Consider the following 15634-nt stretch of genomic DNA (forward strand, 5'->3'; position numbering starts at 1 on the left):
AAATATGTTATTAATTATTGCTGATTATCCAAACGAAATGAATATGCGCGAGGGAGCTATGCAACGAATAGATGCGATAGACTCTCTCATTCGAGATCGCAAGCGAGTGTATTTGAATATTTCATTCAAAAAGCATCTAGTTCGCTCAAATAGTTCCTTTAATAATGTTATAGTTGAAAATCTAAATGCAATTATTCACAGAAACATCATAAAACAGTACATGCAAAAATCAACAACTATATATGTTCATTCTGTTTATAATTTATTAAAGGTTATAACGCTCATTGATCTAAAAAAAACAATTCTTGATATACATGGTGTTGTACCGGAAGAACTTTTGGCAGATAATAAAAAATTACTTAGTAAAGTATATAACATGGTGGAAAAAAAAGGTGTCCTTGGATGCAAAAAATTAATACACGTCAGTACAGAAATGCAAAAACACTATGAAGCAAAATATGGAGTAAACTTGGCTGAAAGGTCAATAGTGCTCCCGATTTTTGAATATAAAAATATAACCCAATCGCAAAACAAATGGACAGAAAATAAAATACGAAGTATCTATCTTGGAGGATTACAAACATGGCAAAATATTGATAAAATGATTCAAGTTTGTGATGACACAGTGATAAACAATGAAGCAGGTAAGTATGAATTCAACTTTTTCATCCCACAGAGTAACTTGGAAGGGTTTATAGATAAATATTCGTTAAAATTACATAATATCAATGCTAATGCATCTACGCTATCACGTGATGAAGTAATTCCCTTTCTAAAAGAATGTCATATTGGTTTTGTATTGCGCGATGATATAATAGTAAACAGAGTTGCGTGCCCTACAAAATTGGTTGAATATTTAGAGTGTGGTGTCGTTCCAGTTGTGCTCTCCCCACTTATAGGTGATTTTTATTCGATGGGATATCAATACATTACTACAGAGGAAATGGCTAACAGAAGTATAAGTTTGTTGGATCTTGAAAAAATGGCTGCACATAATTTACAAATTTTGACTTCTTATCAGAAGAGAACCTACAAGGCACAGAAAGAACTTATTGCTCAACTGTGCTGAATTTTTTACATATATAAAATTATGTAAGCATATCGCGGGTCAGGTAATTGTATGCGTATCAAATATAAAGATAACGGTTATATATTATGTTTTCTATTATGTTTCATTTTGAGCTACTTAGTTTTACTCAAATCTGACTACTTTCCTGCTGATTTTCTGCCATATACAGAAATATACGATGGGACATACGGAGAAATCAATAATATTGAGCCTGCCTTTTTATATTTAACACGGTTGTTTCATTATTTAAATTTCCCCTATATATTTTTTGCAATGTTAGTTTGTGCCTTATGTTTAAGTTGGAAAATAAAATATGCAAGAAAAATAATTAAAGATAGTTATATATATTTGTTCTTGTATGTATATGTATCATTTTATGTGTTTTTGCATGAAATGACTCAATTGCGCATAGCAATTGCAGTCACTATGTGCTATGTGTCGGTTTATTATTACTTTTATAAAAATTGTATTAAACATGCACTGCCATGGATGGTGTTGGCTATTTTGTTTCATTACAGCGCCTTGCTTTTATTTATGTCATTATTTATATACAGTTATAGGAGGTTATTAATAGTAATTATAGGGTTTGTAATATGTATGAGCTTTTTAAACGTGTATGCAGATACAATTGCACTATATTTGCCAAATGAAAAAATAGTAAATTATTTATATAGTATTTCATCATCATTAGACAATAGAAATGATTTGGCAATATTCAACCTGAATAATATAATATTTTTATCAATATTTATTTTGATCTTTTATCTTAGCCGATATATAAAATTAAATGATAATGAGGCGAAGTTTATTAAGTATGTGCAATGTTCAGGAATATTAGCCTTTTGTATTTTCTTTCTGGCTAGTGGAGTCCCGGTCATTGCTTATCGAACTGCAGAGTTGCTGCGAATATTTTATCCGATGGCTTTAGTATTAATCCTTTCGCATATAAAAAATAATAATATGCGTTATTTTATTGCAGTCATTATAGTTATCCTTTCAGGCTTAATGTTGTTTATAACACTAAGGGCTGTATCAATAGTTGGTCAAGGATTATAAAATGAATGTTGCTATTTTGTTGTCTACGTATAATGGCGAAAAATATTTAGAGGAACAACTGGATTCATTGCTGCTTCAAAGTTATCAGGATTTTGTAGTGTATATCCGTGATGACGGATCATCTGATAGAACTGTAAATATAATAAACCAATACGTAATGAAAGATAACAGATTTATTAACGTGGGTAATTCAGAAAATCTTGGTTGTGCTGCTTCGTTTATTAATTTATTAAGAAATGCTTCAGCCGATATTTATATGTTTTGTGACCAAGATGATTATTGGCTTCCGAATAAATTACAGCGTGCTGTGGATTATTTTTCGGCTATTGATCCTTTACAACCTACCTTGTATCATTGCGATCTAAGCGTTGTTGATGAAAAACTTAATATTATACAAAATTCATTTTTGCAGCATCAGAAAATGTCAGCGTATGATTCAATGAGAAAAAATAATCTTTTCATACAAAATTTTGTTGTTGGTTGTTCATGTGCTGTTAATGCTTCACTTGCGGAATTTGTTCTTTCGCGAATTGGAGAGCAGCATGTAAAAATGATAGCTATGCATGACTGGTGGTTAGCCGTGACTGCAAAACTTTTTGGTCGAATCCATTTTGATAATACTCAAACGATTCTTTATCGACAACATCAGGGCAATGTATTAGGTGCAAAATCATCAGGTATGATGCGTTTTATTCGATTAGGATTAAATGGGCAAGGGATTTCGCGAGTAGTATCTTTTAGAAAAAAAGTTTGTGCGCAAAATAAGCTTCTTTTAGATGTCTATGATAAAGATTTAAATCTTGAGCAAAAAAAATCTATCAGGCTTGTAATTGAGGGCCTTAAAGAGAACTCTTCAATTGCTGACCTTTTAAAATGTTTCTATCATGGTAGCTATATGCAAGGTTTTAAACGTAATCTTGCCTTAATATATTCAGTTCTTTACACAAAAAAAAGAAGATAGTGTATCCTTATGAAAAAAATTGCTATTATCGGTACTGTTGGCATACCAGCATCATATGGCGGATTTGAAACATTAGTTGAAAATTTAACAAGATACAATTCCTCGGGAGTTGAATATAATGTTTTTTGTTCATCGTTTCACTACAAATCCCACCAAAAAAAACATAATGGGGCCCGTTTAATTTATATTCCGCTTAAAGCCAATGGATGGCAGAGCATTGCGTATGACATAATTTCGTTAGCATATTCTATTTTTTTGAAGCCTGATGTGATTCTGATTTTAGGGGTTTCTGGTTGTTCATTTTTGCCTTTCTTCAAACTCTTAACACGCGCTAAGTTTATTACTAATATTGATGGCCTGGAATGGCGAAGAGATAAATGGAATTCAAAAGTGAAACGTTTCTTAAAATTTTCAGAAAAAATCGCAGTTCAATATTCGGATGTCGTTATTACGGATAATGAGGCAATTTCTGAGTACGTTTTTAACGAGTATAATAAAGATAGCCGAGTTATTGCCTATGGAGGGGATCATGCATGGTTAAATACTGAGGATGTATTTACAACAAGAAATTATAAAAGCGATTACTACCTTTCTGTATGTCGTATCGAACCCGAAAACAATGTAGAATTAATTTTAAAAACATTTTCAAAGCTAAAATATAAAATAAAATTTATTGGAAATTGGAATGGCAGCGAGTTTGGAAAGAAACTTAGGCTGCATTATTCTAACTATCCAAATATTGAAATGATTGATCCGATTTATGATCTTCAACAATTATTTCACTTACGAAATAATTGCATAGGATATATACATGGTCATTCGGCTGGAGGAACAAACCCTTCTTTAGTCGAGGCAATGCATTTTAGTAAACCTATATTTGCATATGATTGTAAGTTTAATAGGTACACTACTGAAAATGAAGCATGTTATTTTTCTAATGAATCTGACCTCGCAGAGAAAATCATAATGCATTGTGAGCTATCATTAGGTGTCTCTGGCACGAAAATGAAAGAAATTGCTAACCAGAAATACACTTGGAGACGAATAGCAGAAATGTATGAGGATTGCTATTAACTCTGTTAAACTTCAAATCTTTTACAATATATGGCATGACTATAAGCGCATTAATTGTTTTTCAAGCCGCTCTCGCGGTGACCACCCCCTGACAGGAGTAAACAATGTCAAAGCAACAGATCGGCGTCGTCGGTATGGCAGTGATGGGGCGCAACCTTGCGCTCAACATCGAAAGCCGTGGTTATACCGTCTCTATTTTCAACCGTTCCCGTGAAAAGACGGAAGAAGTGATTGCCGAAAATCCAGGCAAGAAACTGGTTCCTTACTATACGGTGAAAGAGTTTGTTGAATCTCTGGAAACGCCTCGTCGCATCCTGTTAATGGTGAAAGCAGGTGCAGGCACGGATGCTGCTATTGATTCCCTCAAACCATATCTCGATAAAGGTGACATCATCATTGATGGTGGCAATACCTTCTTCCAGGACACCATTCGTCGTAACCGTGAACTTTCTGCCGAAGGCTTTAACTTCATTGGTACCGGTGTCTCCGGTGGTGAAGAAGGCGCGCTGAAAGGTCCTTCTATTATGCCTGGTGGGCAGAAAGATGCCTATGAACTGGTTGCACCAATCCTGACCAAAATCGCCGCAGTAGCTGAAGACGGGGAGCCATGCGTTACCTATATTGGTGCCGATGGCGCAGGCCATTATGTGAAGATGGTTCACAACGGTATTGAATACGGCGATATGCAGCTGATTGCTGAAGCCTATTCTCTGCTTAAAGGTGGCTTGAACCTTTCCAACGAAGAACTGGCGCAGACCTTTACCGAGTGGAATAACGGTGAACTGAGCAGCTACCTGATTGACATCACTAAAGACATCTTCACTAAAAAAGATGAAGACGGTAACTACCTGGTTGATGTGATTCTGGATGAAGCGGCTAACAAAGGTACCGGTAAATGGACCAGCCAGAGCGCGCTGGATCTCGGTGAACCGCTGTCGCTGATTACCGAGTCTGTGTTTGCACGTTATATCTCTTCTCTGAAAGATCAGCGTGTTGCCGCATCTAAAGTTCTCTCTGGCCCGCAAGCGCAGCCAGCAGGCGATAAAGATGAGTTCATCGAAAAAGTTCGCCGTGCACTGTATCTGGGCAAAATCGTTTCTTACGCTCAGGGCTTCTCTCAACTGCGTGCGGCGTCTGAAGAGTACAACTGGGATCTGGACTACGGCGAAATCGCGAAGATTTTCCGTGCTGGCTGCATCATCCGTGCGCAGTTCCTGCAGAAAATCACCGATGCTTATGCCGAAAATCCGCAGATCGCTAACCTGCTGCTGGCTCCGTACTTCAAGCAAATCGCCGATGACTACCAGCAGGCGCTGCGCGATGTCGTCGCTTACGCGGTACAGAACGGTATCCCGGTTCCGACCTTCGCCGCTGCGGTTGCCTATTATGACAGCTACCGCGCCGCTGTTCTGCCTGCGAACCTGATCCAGGCACAGCGTGACTATTTCGGTGCGCATACTTATAAGCGCATTGATAAAGAAGGTGTGTTCCATACCGAATGGCTGGATTAATCTGATTTAATCAACAATAAAATTGAGGCCCGGCGTATATTATGCCGGGTTTTTTTTACCAATTATCTTATAGACTAAATTTCACTGCTTAATATTAACTTAATAAATATCAGCTATTCTTATAAAGAAATTCTGAATTGTTTTTCGTTGCGTTGACCATCTTACAACGTAGCGTTAAAACTTTTAACTCTTATCAGGATGCTAAAAACATCATGATTCACAGTTAAGTTAATTCTGAGAGCATGAAATGAAAATCACCATTTCCGGTACTGGCTATGTCGGCTTGTCAAACGGGCTTCTAATCGCACAAAATCATGAGGTTGTGGCATTAGATATTTTACCGTCACGCGTTGCTATGCTGAATGATCGGATATCTCCTATTGTTGATAAGGAAATTCAGCAGTTTTTGCAATCAGATAAAATACACTTTAATGCCACATTAGATAAAAATGAAGCCTATCGGGATGCTGATTACGTCATCATCGCCACTCCAACCGACTATGATCCTAAAACTAATTATTTCAATACATCGAGTGTAGAATCAGTAATTAAAGACGTAGTTGAGATAAATCCTTATGCGGTTATGGTGATCAAATCAACGGTTCCCGTTGGTTTTACCGCAGCGATGCATAAGAAATATCGCACTGAAAATATTATATTCTCCCCGGAATTTCTCCGTGAGGGTAAAGCCCTTTACGATAATCTCCATCCTTCACGTATTGTCATCGGTGAGCGTTCAGAACGCGCAGAACGTTTTGCTGCTCTGTTACAGGAAGGAGCGATTAAGCAAAATATCCCGACCCTGTTTACCGACTCCACTGAAGCAGAAGCGATTAAACTTTTTGCAAACACCTACCTGGCGATGCGCGTGGCGTACTTTAACGAACTGGATAGCTATGCAGAAAGTTTAGGTCTGAATTCCCGTCAAATAATCGAAGGCGTTTGTCTCGACCCACGTATTGGCAACCATTACAACAATCCGTCGTTTGGTTATGGTGGTTATTGTCTGCCGAAAGATACCAAGCAGTTACTGGCGAACTACCAGTCTGTGCCGAATAACCTGATCTCGGCAATTGTCGATGCTAACCGCACGCGTAAAGATTTTATTGCCGATGCCATTTTGTCACGCAAGCCGCAAGTGGTGGGTATTTATCGTCTGATTATGAAGAGCGGTTCAGACAACTTCCGCGCGTCTTCCATTCAGGGGATTATGAAACGTATCAAGGCGAAAGGCGTTGAAGTGATCATTTACGAGCCGGTGATGAAAGAAGACTCATTCTTCAACTCTCGCCTGGAACGTGATCTCGCCACTTTCAAACAACAAGCCGATGTCATTATTTCCAACCGTATGGCAGAAGAGCTTAAAGATGTGGCAGATAAGGTCTACACCCGCGATCTCTTTGGCAGCGACTAACATCCTGTTATCAGGGCTATTTACGCCCTGATTGTCTTTTGTTACTTGCGTAACAATTCATTATTTTTATCAATTATCCTATAGCATTCATGAGGATTATCGCTAAACTATGCGGACTTGGAAATTTCCGTCAGTTAGGGTAATGATGAGAGTAGAAAATAATAATGTTTCTGGGCAAAACCATGACCCGGAACAGATTGATTTGATTGATTTACTAGTGCAGTTGTGGCGTGGCAAGATGACAATCATCATTTCCGTCATTGTGGCTATTGCCCTGGCTATTGGATATTTGGCAGTAGCGAAGGAGAAATGGACGTCAACAGCAATTATCACTCAGCCCGATGTGGGGCAAATTGCTGGCTATAACAATGCCATGAATGTTATCTATGGTCAGGCTGCACCGAAAGTATCGGATTTGCAGGAGACGTTAATTGGTCGCTTCAGTTCTGCCTTCTCTGCATTAGCAGAAACGCTGGATAATCAGGAAGAACCAGAAAAACTTACCATCGAACCTTCTGTTAAGAACCAGCAATTACCATTGACTGTTTCTTATGTTGGGCAAACTGCAGAGGGCGCACAAATGAAGTTGGCCCAATACATTCAGCAAGTTGACGATAAAGTGAATCAAGAGTTAGAAAAGGATCTCAAGGACAACATTGCTCTGGGACGGAAAAACTTGCAGGACTCTTTAAGAACGCAGGAAGTGGTTGCGCAGGAGCAGAAAGATCTGCGTATCCGTCAGATTCAGGAAGCGTTGCAGTATGCGAATCAGGCGCAGGTGACAAAACCGCAGATTCAACAGACTGGCGAAGATATCACACAAGATACGTTGTTCCTTTTGGGGAGCGAAGCGCTGGAGTCGATGATTAAGCATGAGGCGACCCGTCCGTTGGTGTTCTCACCAAACTACTATCAGACTCGTCAAAACCTGCTTGATATCGAAAGCTTAAAGGTTGATGATCTTGATATTCATGCTTACCGCTATGTAATGAAACCGACGTTACCTATTCGTCGTGATAGCCCGAAAAAGGCAATTACCTTGATTCTGGCGGTGCTGCTGGGTGGCATGGTTGGCGCGGGGATTGTGCTGGGGCGTAATGCTCTACGCAATTACAACGCGAAGTAATCTTTTCGGTTTTAAAGAAAAAGGGCAGGGTGGTGCACCTTGCCCGTTTTTTTGCCGGATGCGGCAACAATATCGCATCCGCTTACCCCGCAACTCACTGATGCCGTTTACGCAGGTTCTCAATTACCGTCGTTAAATCCAGCCCCTGATCCTGCAACAACACCAGCAGGTGATACATCAAATCAGATGCCTCGTTGGTCAGCTCAAAGCGGTCATGTACCGTCGCGGCCAGCGCGGTTTCCACGCCTTCTTCGCCTACTTTCTGCGCAATGCGTTTGGTGCCGCTGGCATACAGTTTGGCAGTGTAGGAGGTTTCCGGGTCGGCAGATTTACGTTCGGCGAGCAGTTGTTCCAGTTGATACAGGAACAGCCACTGGTGAGCGGTGTCGCCGAAGCAGCTGCTGGTGCCTTTGTGGCAGGTTGGCCCGATGGGATTCGCCAGCACCAGTAACGTGTCGTTGTCGCAGTCCGGGGCAATACTCACCACATTGAGAAAATTGCCCGACGTTTCGCCTTTGGTCCACAGTCGCTGTTTAGTGCGCGAGAAGAAGGTGACTTTGCCGCTTTCGAGGGTTTTGTCCAGAGCTTCCGGGTTCATATAGCCCAGCATTAGCACTTCGCCGGATACCGCATGTTGCACAATCACCGGCATCAGTCCGTCGGTTTTTTCCCAGTCCAGTTCGCGACGTTGTTGTTCTGTTAACATATCCTGATCTCCACGCCCTGTGTTGCCAGGTACGCTTTTAATTCACCAATATTGATTATTTGTTTGTGGAATACGGAAGCTGCCAGCGCGCCGTCAACGTCGGCATCGCGGAAGGCTTCGAGGAAGTGTTCCATGGTGCCCGCGCCACCGGAGGCAATCAGCGGGACGTGGCAAACTTCACGCACTTTTTTCAGTTGTTCGAGGTCGTAACCGTTACGCACGCCGTCCTGATTCATCATGTTGAGGACGATTTCTCCGGCACCGCGTTTTTGCACCTCCTCTACCCAGTCGAGCGTTTCCCACTGAGTAACGCGGGTGCGGCTTTCATCGCCGGTATATTGATTCACATGATATTTACCGGTTTCGGCGTCGTACCAGGTATCAATGCCGACCACAATACACTGCACGCCAAAGCGATCCGCCAGGCGAGTAATTAACGTCGGGTCCGCCAGCGCAGGCGAGTTGATGGAAATTTTATCCGCGCCAAAGGAAAGAATTTTCGCGGCATCTTCCAGAGACTTAATCCCACCCGCCACGCAGAACGGAATGTCGATCACTTCCGCCACGCGAGATACCCAGCTTTTATCTACCACACGGCCATCGCTGGAAGCGGTGATATCGTAGAACACCAGTTCGTCTGCACCTTCTTCGGCGTAGCGTTTTGCCAGCGGCACGATATCGCCAATGATTTCATGGTTGCGAAACTGTACGCCTTTCACCACCTGACCATCACGAACGTCGAGACATGGAATTATGCGTTTTGCCAGCATGCGATAGCCTCCTTCACGGTGAATTTACCTTCCAGTAATGCCCGACCAACTATTACGCCGCGCACGCCAGTACCACGTAGAGCAGCAACATCATCAATGTCGCCAATACCGCCGGAGGACTGAAATGCCACCTGCGGATATCTGGCGCACACTTCTTCATATAAAGAGACGTTAGAACCTGCCAGCGTGCCGTCGCGCGAGATATCGGTACACAACACATGTTTCAGGCCGACGGGCAGATAGGTTTCCACCAGTTGTTCCAGCGAAACGCCTGAGTTCTCTTGCCAGCCGCTGACTGCCACCTGCTTGTTGCCTTGCTCGTCGATACGGACATCCAGCGCCAGCACTAAGGCATCGGCACCAAAACGTTCAAACCAGCCTTTCACCATTTCTGGTGATTTCACCGCGGTGGAGCCAACCACCACGCGCGCAACGCCCGCTTCCAGTAACGCCGCCACGTCTTCTTCGCTACGCACGCCGCCGCCAACCTGCACCGGAACGTTAACGCCCGCGACCAGGGTTTTAATCAGCGGGATTTGACGCTTAGCCGGATCTTTTGCCCCGGTCAGATCCACCAGGTGCAACACTTCGGCACCTTGCGCAGCGTAATCCTGTAAGCGCGGCAGCGGGTTGTTACCGTAATCGCGTTGTTTGCCGTAATCGCCCTGATGGAGACGCACCACGGTGCCGTCGATTAAATCTAATGCCGGAATAATCATCACATCTCCAGGAAGTTTTTCAGCAACTTAGCTCCAGCGGCACCAGAACGCTCCGGGTGGAACTGCACGCCGTAGAAGTTATCTTTTTGTACCGCCGCGGTGAACGGTTCGCCGTAATTACACTGGGCGATGGTCCACGGATTGACCGGCATTGCGTAGCTGTGAACAAAGTAAAAGTACGCGCCGTCTTCAATCCCCTGAAACAGGCGGTTGCCTGCCTGCGGGTAAACGCGATTCCAGCCCATATGTGGCAGTGGCAGACCAAAGTCGGTCATTTTCGGCACGTCTTCGTCGATGATGCCCAGCAAGTCGACGCCATTGCTCTCTTCGCTACGTCGCCCGAGCAGTTGCATCCCTAAGCAGATGCCCAGCACCGGTTGGGTACAGGCTTTGATGAGATCAAATAGCTCGCGCTCACGCACCTGGTCCATCGCTGCTTGTGCGGTGCCAACGCCGGGTAAAAACAGTTTATCGGCCAGCAACACGACGTCCGGGTCACGGCTGACTTTGGGTTCATAACCGTGGCGCGCAATGGCAGACTTCACAGAGTTCAGGTTGGCGCAGCCAGTATCAAGGATCACCACGTTCATTACAGCACTCCTTTCGACGAGGGCAGGGTGTCGCCTTCGACGCGGATGGCCTGGCGCAGGGTACGACCAAAGGCTTTGAACAGGCTCTCTACACGGTGGTGATCGTTTTTACCTTTGGTTTTCAGGTGTAGCGTCACGCCCATGGTGTATGAAAGCGAACGGAAGAAGTGCTCGATCATCTCGGTGCTGAGATCGCCCACGCGCTGGTAGGTAAATTCAGCTTTATATTCCAGGTGCGGGCGACCAGAGATATCCAGCGCGCAGCGGGCAAGGCATTCGTCCATCGGCAGCACAAAACCAAAGCGGCAAATACCGCGTTTATCGCCGAGGGCAATTTTTAACGCTTCCCCCAGCGCCAGGCCGGTATCTTCGACGGTGTGGTGATCGTCGATATAGAGGTCGCCTTTGACGTTGATTTCCATACGGAAACCGCCGTGGGTAGCGATCTGATCCAGCATATGATCAAAGAAGCCAACGCCGGTGTTAATCTTGCTGCCACCTTCGCGATCCAGCCATACCTGAACGTCAATCTGCGTCTCTTTGGTGTTGCGCACTACATGGGCGTAACGGTCTCGTTTGGTGAGTTGTTCGCCAATCATCGGCCAGTTCAGGGCTTCGCGGTCGTAGCGTAAACCATTAATGCCCATGTTTTCTGCCAGTTGAATATCGGTCGCGCGATCGCCAATCACATAACTATTGGCACGATCCATCGCTTGCTCAGCGAGATAACGCTCCACCAGTTTTACTTTCGGCTTACGGCAGTCACACTCATCGGCGGGCAGGTGCGGACAAATCAGCACTTCATCAAACTGCACGCCTTGCGAGGTGAAGATCTGCATCATCAGGTTGTGCGGGCCTTCGAAATCCGCCTGCGGGAAACTTTGTGTTCCAAGACCATCCTGATTAGTGATCATCACCAGCTTGTAGCCCGCTTTTTGCAGCCTCAGCAGCTCCGGGATCACGCCCGGTTCAAAGGCGAGTTTGTCAAAACGGTCCACCTGAAAATCACTCGGCGGTTCGCTAATCAGGGTTCCATCGCGATCGATAAAAAGATACTTCTGACTCATCAAACTTGCTCCGCACGTAAGGCGTCAATGACGCACTGGCTTTCTTCACGGGTTCCGACGGTAATTCGCAGGCAGCCGCTTAAAGAGGGTTGTTTATTCTGATCACGTAAGATAATGCCCTGATCCCACAAAGATTTAAACACTGCACTGGAGGCTTTAAAGCGCGCCAGAATGTAGTTGGTTTCAGAGTCGAAAACCTGCTCCACGCAGGGGATCTCTTTCAGTGCGGCAATCAGGTATTCGCGTTCTGTAATAATTTGCGCCACCCGTTCGCGCATGGCGACGATTCCCTGCGGGCTTAACGCCTGTGCGGCAATGTCGGCAACCGGCGTCGAGAGCGGGTAGGGGGCGATCACTTTCATCAGCAGGTTGATGACTTCTTCGTTTGCCAGCGTAAATCCGCAACGAAGCCCCGCCAGAGCAAAAGCTTTCGACAGTGTGCGCAAAATAGCCAGGTGCGGATATTCCGCCAGCCAGCCAGCTAACGATGCCTGCGGGCAAAACTCGATATAAGCTTCATCGGCAACCACAATCGCCTTACCGCGGGTTAACTCCAGCAGGGTGCGAAAATCCTGCGGATTGATCAGTTGCCCGGTGGGGTTGTTGGGGCTGCAAACATAGACCACTTTTACGCCGTCCAGCTTGTCGGAAATGCCCTGTAAGTCCAGTTGCCAGTTGTCCAGCGTCGGCACTGTGCGGCACTCGACGCCAATGGTTTCAGCGCTGACGCTGTACATGCCGTACGTTGGCGGGCAGTAGAGGATGGCGTCTTTACCCTGTTCGCAAAAAGCGCGAATCAGCAGTTCAATGCCTTCGTCCGCGCCACGGCTGACCAGCACCTGTTCCGGTTTTACGCCTGCATATTGCGCGTAATTTTCAATCACCACTTTCGGTTGGCATTCCGGATAGCGGTTGAGCGTTTGTTGAGTGAGCTGAAACTCCACGGCAGTGGGGTATTCGTTGGCGTTCAGCCAGACATCGCCGTTACCGCCCAGACGACGCGCTGACTGATACGGCGTCAGGTTGCGGACGTTTTCACGCGCTAAATCGGTAATAGTCACGGTGCTCATGCTTGCTCCTTAAGGGCGTTAACACGCAAAGTAACGGCATTTTTGTGGGCGGTCAGGCGCTCGGCGGCGGCCAGTGTTTCAATGGTCGAAGCCAGCGTGGAAAAGCCTTCTTTCGACAGTTCCTGTACGGTCATGCGTTTCTGGAAATCTGCCAGCCCGAGGCTGGAACAGGTGGCGGTGTAACCGTAAGTCGGCAGCACGTGATTGGTGCCGGAGGCGTAATCACCTGCCGATTCCGGTGACCAGTCACCGAGAAATACCGAACCGGCGCTGGTGATGCCATCGACCAGTTCGCGGGCGTTGCGGGTCTGAATGATCAGGTGCTCCGGGCCGTACTGGTTGGAGATCTCCACGCACTGCGCTAAATCTTTAGTCACGATCAGGCGGCTGGCGTTCAGTGCCTGGCGGGCGGTTTCGGCACGCGGCAGTTCTGCCAGTTGGCGTTCGACGGCCTCGGCAACGCGACGCGCCATATCGGCGTCGGGGGTCAGTAAAATCACCTGTGAGTCCGGGCCGTGTTCAGCCTGAGAAAGCAAATCAGAAGCCACGAAATCCGGCGTAGCGCCGCTGTCAGCAATGACCAACACTTCCGACGGGCCTGCGGGCATATCGATAGCCGCACCGTCCAGACGCTGGCTCGCCTGACGTTTTGCCTCGGTGACAAAGGCGTTACCTGGCCCGAAGATTTTGTCCACTTTCGGCACGGATTCTGTACCAAACGCCAGTGCGGCAATGGCCTGTGCGCCGCCGACGTTAAACACGTCCCGCACACCGCACAGCTGCGCCGCATAAAGGATCTCATCGGCAATCGGCGGCGGTGAGCACAGCACCACTTTTTTACAGCCCGCAATACGCGCCGGAGTTGCCAGCATTAATACCGTTGAGAAGAGCGGGGCGGAGCCGCCAGGAATATACAAACCCACTGAAGCCACCGGGCGCGTGACCTGCTGGCAACGCACGCCTGGCTGCGTTTCTACATCTACCGGCGGCAGTTTTTGCGCAGTGTGGAAGGTTTCAATATTCTTTACTGCCACCGCCATCGCCTGTTTTAGCTCGTCGCTCAGGCGTTCGCTGGCGGCGGCGATCTCCTCAGCAGACACCTTCAGCGCGGTAACCGTGGTTTTATCAAACTTCGCGCTGTATTCACGCAGGGCTTCATCGCCACGCGTTTTCACGTTATCGAGAATATCGTTAACGGTGCGGGTAATGCTTTCAGAAGCGGAGATCGCCGGGCGCATTAACAGCTGGCGTTGTTGCTCCGCAGTACAGCTATTCCAGTCAATGATTGTGTTAAAGCTCATGGCAATCACTCCATCATCTTCTCAATCGGCAGGACCAGGATTGAACTGGCACCCAACGCTTTCAGTTTTTCCATCGTTTCCCAGAACAGGGTTTCGCTACTCACCATGTGCATCGCTACGCGCTGTTGGTCACCCGCCAGCGGCAGAATGGTTGGGCGTTCGGCACCTGGCAGCAGGGCGATGACTTCATCCAGGCGTTCGGTCGGTGCGTGCATCATGATGTATTTTGATTCGCGCGCCTGGATCACACCCTGAATACGGGTCAGCAGCTTGTCGATCAGTTGCTGTTTAGATTCTTCCATTTCGCCATCGCGCTGGATCAGGCAGGCTTTCGAGCGGTAGATAACTTCGACTTCGCGCAGGCCGTTAGCTTCCAGCGTGGCACCGGTGGAAACCAGATCGCAAATCGCATCCGCCAGTCCGGCGCGCGGCGCAACTTCGACAGAACCGTTCAGTAAGCAGGATTTAAAAGAGATACCTTTCTGGTCGAGATAACGCTTGAGCAGGTGAGGATAAGAGGTGGCGATACGTTTACCGTTTAAGGAGAGCGGACCGTCCCAGGCTTCATCAACCGGCGTTGCCAGCGAAAGGCGGCAGCCGCCGAAATCCAGACGACGCAGGGTAAAGTAGCGCGGATCTTCACCCTGGGCGCGGCGGTTAAGCAGCTCTTCTTCCAGCACGTTTTCGCCGATAATCCCAAGGTCTACCACGCCGTCCATTACCAGACCGGGAATATCGTCGTCACGCACGCGCAGAATATCAATCGGCATGTTTTCAGCCATTGCGATCAGTCGCTGGGTGTGAAGATTGATTTTAATCCCACAGCGCGCCAGCAACTCGCGTGAATCATCACTTAAACGGCCTGATTTCTGCATAGCTATGCGTAAACGAGTGTTGTCTGTCATTTTCTTCTTCCTCTCTTAACCTGTCTGAATCGTTATCGACCGCGCAATAAAAAAGCCCCCGGAAGATGATCTTCCGGGGGCTTTCTCATGCGTTCATGCACCACTGGAAGATCTGAATGTCTTCCAGCACACATCGCCTGAAAGACTAGTCAGGATGATGGTGATGTTTAAATTGAACGCGAGTCATAAAATTCTCTGTGAATGTTTATTCAACCGATGCCTTTTAACCTAAACCAGTTTCACGATAGAAAGCAAGGGATTTTTTATATATTTTGTGGCGATGGATTTGTTTAAT

Annotated in this window: 15 protein-coding genes and 1 other annotated feature; of the genes, 7 read left to right on the top strand and 8 right to left on the bottom strand. The window is 46.2% G+C overall.

The features are described from left to right. Window positions 1-4 precede the first annotated feature (4 nt). From EAS44_RS10345 to wzzB, 7 genes are all read left to right on the top strand, one after another. Window positions 5-1069 (top strand): glycosyl transferase family 2, encoded by a 1065-nt coding sequence (locus EAS44_RS10345; protein WP_000924431.1) that lies wholly within the window; start codon window positions 5-7, stop codon window positions 1067-1069. A gap of 51 nt (window positions 1070-1120) precedes the next feature. Further along, window positions 1121-2125 carry an O1 family O-antigen polymerase gene (gene wzy, locus EAS44_RS10350; RefSeq protein WP_001220928.1) on the top strand — a complete coding sequence of 335 codons (1005 nt, stop codon included), beginning with the start codon at window positions 1121-1123 and terminating at the stop codon, window positions 2123-2125. Between the two features lies 1 nt (window position 2126). Beyond that, window positions 2127-3086 carry a glycosyltransferase family 2 protein gene (locus EAS44_RS10355; protein WP_001099761.1) on the top strand — a complete coding sequence of 320 codons (960 nt, stop codon included), beginning with the start codon at window positions 2127-2129 and terminating at the stop codon, window positions 3084-3086. Between the two features lie 9 nt (window positions 3087-3095). Continuing rightward, on the top strand, window positions 3096-4160 hold the full coding sequence (locus EAS44_RS10360; RefSeq protein ID WP_000716853.1) for a DUF1972 domain-containing protein: 1065 nt from the start codon (window positions 3096-3098) through the stop codon (window positions 4158-4160). A gap of 104 nt (window positions 4161-4264) precedes the next feature. After that, complete coding sequence (gene gndA / locus EAS44_RS10365) at window positions 4265-5671, top strand: NADP-dependent phosphogluconate dehydrogenase (RefSeq protein ID WP_000043444.1); 1407 nt, start codon at window positions 4265-4267, stop codon at window positions 5669-5671. Window positions 5672-5918: 247 nt separating this feature from the next. Continuing rightward, window positions 5919-7085, top strand: coding sequence for a UDP-glucose 6-dehydrogenase (gene ugd / locus EAS44_RS10370; protein ID WP_000704860.1), 1167 nt, complete (start codon window positions 5919-5921; stop codon window positions 7083-7085). Window positions 7086-7230: 145 nt separating this feature from the next. After that, window positions 7231-8211 (top strand): LPS O-antigen chain length determinant protein WzzB, encoded by a 981-nt coding sequence (wzzB, locus tag EAS44_RS10375; protein ID WP_001350693.1) that lies wholly within the window; start codon window positions 7231-7233, stop codon window positions 8209-8211. 94 nt (window positions 8212-8305) lie between these two features. On the opposite strand, the gene hisIE is transcribed toward wzzB, so the two are convergent. Genes hisIE through hisG form a run of 8 tightly spaced genes read right to left on the bottom strand, consistent with a single transcriptional unit; the run spans window position 8306 to window position 15339 of the window. Further along, window positions 8306-8917, bottom strand: coding sequence for a bifunctional phosphoribosyl-AMP cyclohydrolase/phosphoribosyl-ATP diphosphatase HisIE (gene hisIE, locus EAS44_RS10380; RefSeq protein WP_000954911.1), 612 nt, complete (start codon window positions 8915-8917; stop codon window positions 8306-8308). Continuing rightward, the gene (gene hisF / locus EAS44_RS10385) at window positions 8911-9687 is read right to left on the bottom strand and encodes an imidazole glycerol phosphate synthase subunit HisF (RefSeq protein ID WP_000880175.1); all 777 of its coding nucleotides are present in this window, start codon (window positions 9685-9687) and stop codon (window positions 8911-8913) included. Before hisF ends, hisIE begins: the two co-directional genes overlap by 7 nt. Then, window positions 9669-10406 (bottom strand): 1-(5-phosphoribosyl)-5-[(5-phosphoribosylamino)methylideneamino]imidazole-4-carboxamide isomerase, encoded by a 738-nt coding sequence (gene hisA, locus EAS44_RS10390; RefSeq protein WP_000586495.1) that lies wholly within the window; start codon window positions 10404-10406, stop codon window positions 9669-9671. Before hisA ends, hisF begins: the two co-directional genes overlap by 19 nt. Next, window positions 10406-10996 (bottom strand): imidazole glycerol phosphate synthase subunit HisH, encoded by a 591-nt coding sequence (hisH, locus tag EAS44_RS10395; RefSeq protein ID WP_001103560.1) that lies wholly within the window; start codon window positions 10994-10996, stop codon window positions 10406-10408. The genes hisA and hisH overlap by 1 nt, the downstream gene beginning before the upstream one ends. Beyond that, window positions 10996-12063 (bottom strand): bifunctional histidinol-phosphatase/imidazoleglycerol-phosphate dehydratase HisB, encoded by a 1068-nt coding sequence (gene hisB, locus EAS44_RS10400; RefSeq protein ID WP_000080128.1) that lies wholly within the window; start codon window positions 12061-12063, stop codon window positions 10996-10998. Before hisB ends, hisH begins: the two co-directional genes overlap by 1 nt. After that, the gene (gene hisC, locus EAS44_RS10405) at window positions 12063-13133 is read right to left on the bottom strand and encodes a histidinol-phosphate transaminase (RefSeq protein ID WP_000108997.1); all 1071 of its coding nucleotides are present in this window, start codon (window positions 13131-13133) and stop codon (window positions 12063-12065) included. Before hisC ends, hisB begins: the two co-directional genes overlap by 1 nt. Further along, window positions 13130-14434: a histidinol dehydrogenase gene (gene hisD / locus EAS44_RS10410; protein WP_001350692.1), complete on the bottom strand. Its 1305-nt coding sequence runs from the start codon at window positions 14432-14434 to the stop codon at window positions 13130-13132. Before hisD ends, hisC begins: the two co-directional genes overlap by 4 nt. A 5-nt stretch (window positions 14435-14439) precedes the next feature. Continuing rightward, a complete protein-coding gene (gene hisG / locus EAS44_RS10415) occupies window positions 14440-15339 on the bottom strand; it encodes an ATP phosphoribosyltransferase (protein ID WP_000131782.1) in 900 nt (299 codons plus the stop codon). Window positions 15340-15385: 46 nt separating this feature from the next. Then, window positions 15386-15509: a sequence feature (His leader region), on the bottom strand. Window positions 15510-15634: the final 125 nt, after the last annotated feature.

Origin of the sequence: Escherichia coli DSM 30083 = JCM 1649 = ATCC 11775 (genome assembly GCF_003697165.2) — a bacterium.
Lineage (GTDB): Bacteria > Pseudomonadota > Gammaproteobacteria > Enterobacterales > Enterobacteriaceae > Escherichia > Escherichia coli.

What these genes read in the sequence shown, in the direction of transcription:
- EAS44_RS10345 (WP_000924431.1), top strand. Translation starts at nt 5, where the DNA reads ATGTTATTAATTATTGCTGATTATCCAAACGAAATGAATATGCGCGAG.
- wzy (WP_001220928.1), top strand. Translation starts at nt 1,121, where the DNA reads ATGCGTATCAAATATAAAGATAACGGTTATATATTATGTTTTCTATTA.
- EAS44_RS10355 (WP_001099761.1), top strand. Translation starts at nt 2,127, where the DNA reads ATGAATGTTGCTATTTTGTTGTCTACGTATAATGGCGAAAAATATTTA.
- EAS44_RS10360 (WP_000716853.1), top strand. Translation starts at nt 3,096, where the DNA reads ATGAAAAAAATTGCTATTATCGGTACTGTTGGCATACCAGCATCATAT.
- gndA (WP_000043444.1), top strand. Translation starts at nt 4,265, where the DNA reads ATGTCAAAGCAACAGATCGGCGTCGTCGGTATGGCAGTGATGGGGCGC.
- ugd (WP_000704860.1), top strand. Translation starts at nt 5,919, where the DNA reads ATGAAAATCACCATTTCCGGTACTGGCTATGTCGGCTTGTCAAACGGG.
- wzzB (WP_001350693.1), top strand. Translation starts at nt 7,231, where the DNA reads ATGAGAGTAGAAAATAATAATGTTTCTGGGCAAAACCATGACCCGGAA.
- hisIE (WP_000954911.1), bottom strand. Translation starts at nt 8,917, where the DNA reads ATGTTAACAGAACAACAACGTCGCGAACTGGACTGGGAAAAAACCGAC.
- hisF (WP_000880175.1), bottom strand. Translation starts at nt 9,687, where the DNA reads ATGCTGGCAAAACGCATAATTCCATGTCTCGACGTTCGTGATGGTCAG.
- hisA (WP_000586495.1), bottom strand. Translation starts at nt 10,406, where the DNA reads ATGATTATTCCGGCATTAGATTTAATCGACGGCACCGTGGTGCGTCTC.
- hisH (WP_001103560.1), bottom strand. Translation starts at nt 10,996, where the DNA reads ATGAACGTGGTGATCCTTGATACTGGCTGCGCCAACCTGAACTCTGTG.
- hisB (WP_000080128.1), bottom strand. Translation starts at nt 12,063, where the DNA reads ATGAGTCAGAAGTATCTTTTTATCGATCGCGATGGAACCCTGATTAGC.
- hisC (WP_000108997.1), bottom strand. Translation starts at nt 13,133, where the DNA reads ATGAGCACCGTGACTATTACCGATTTAGCGCGTGAAAACGTCCGCAAC.
- hisD (WP_001350692.1), bottom strand. Translation starts at nt 14,434, where the DNA reads ATGAGCTTTAACACAATCATTGACTGGAATAGCTGTACTGCGGAGCAA.
- hisG (WP_000131782.1), bottom strand. Translation starts at nt 15,339, where the DNA reads ATGACAGACAACACTCGTTTACGCATAGCTATGCAGAAATCAGGCCGT.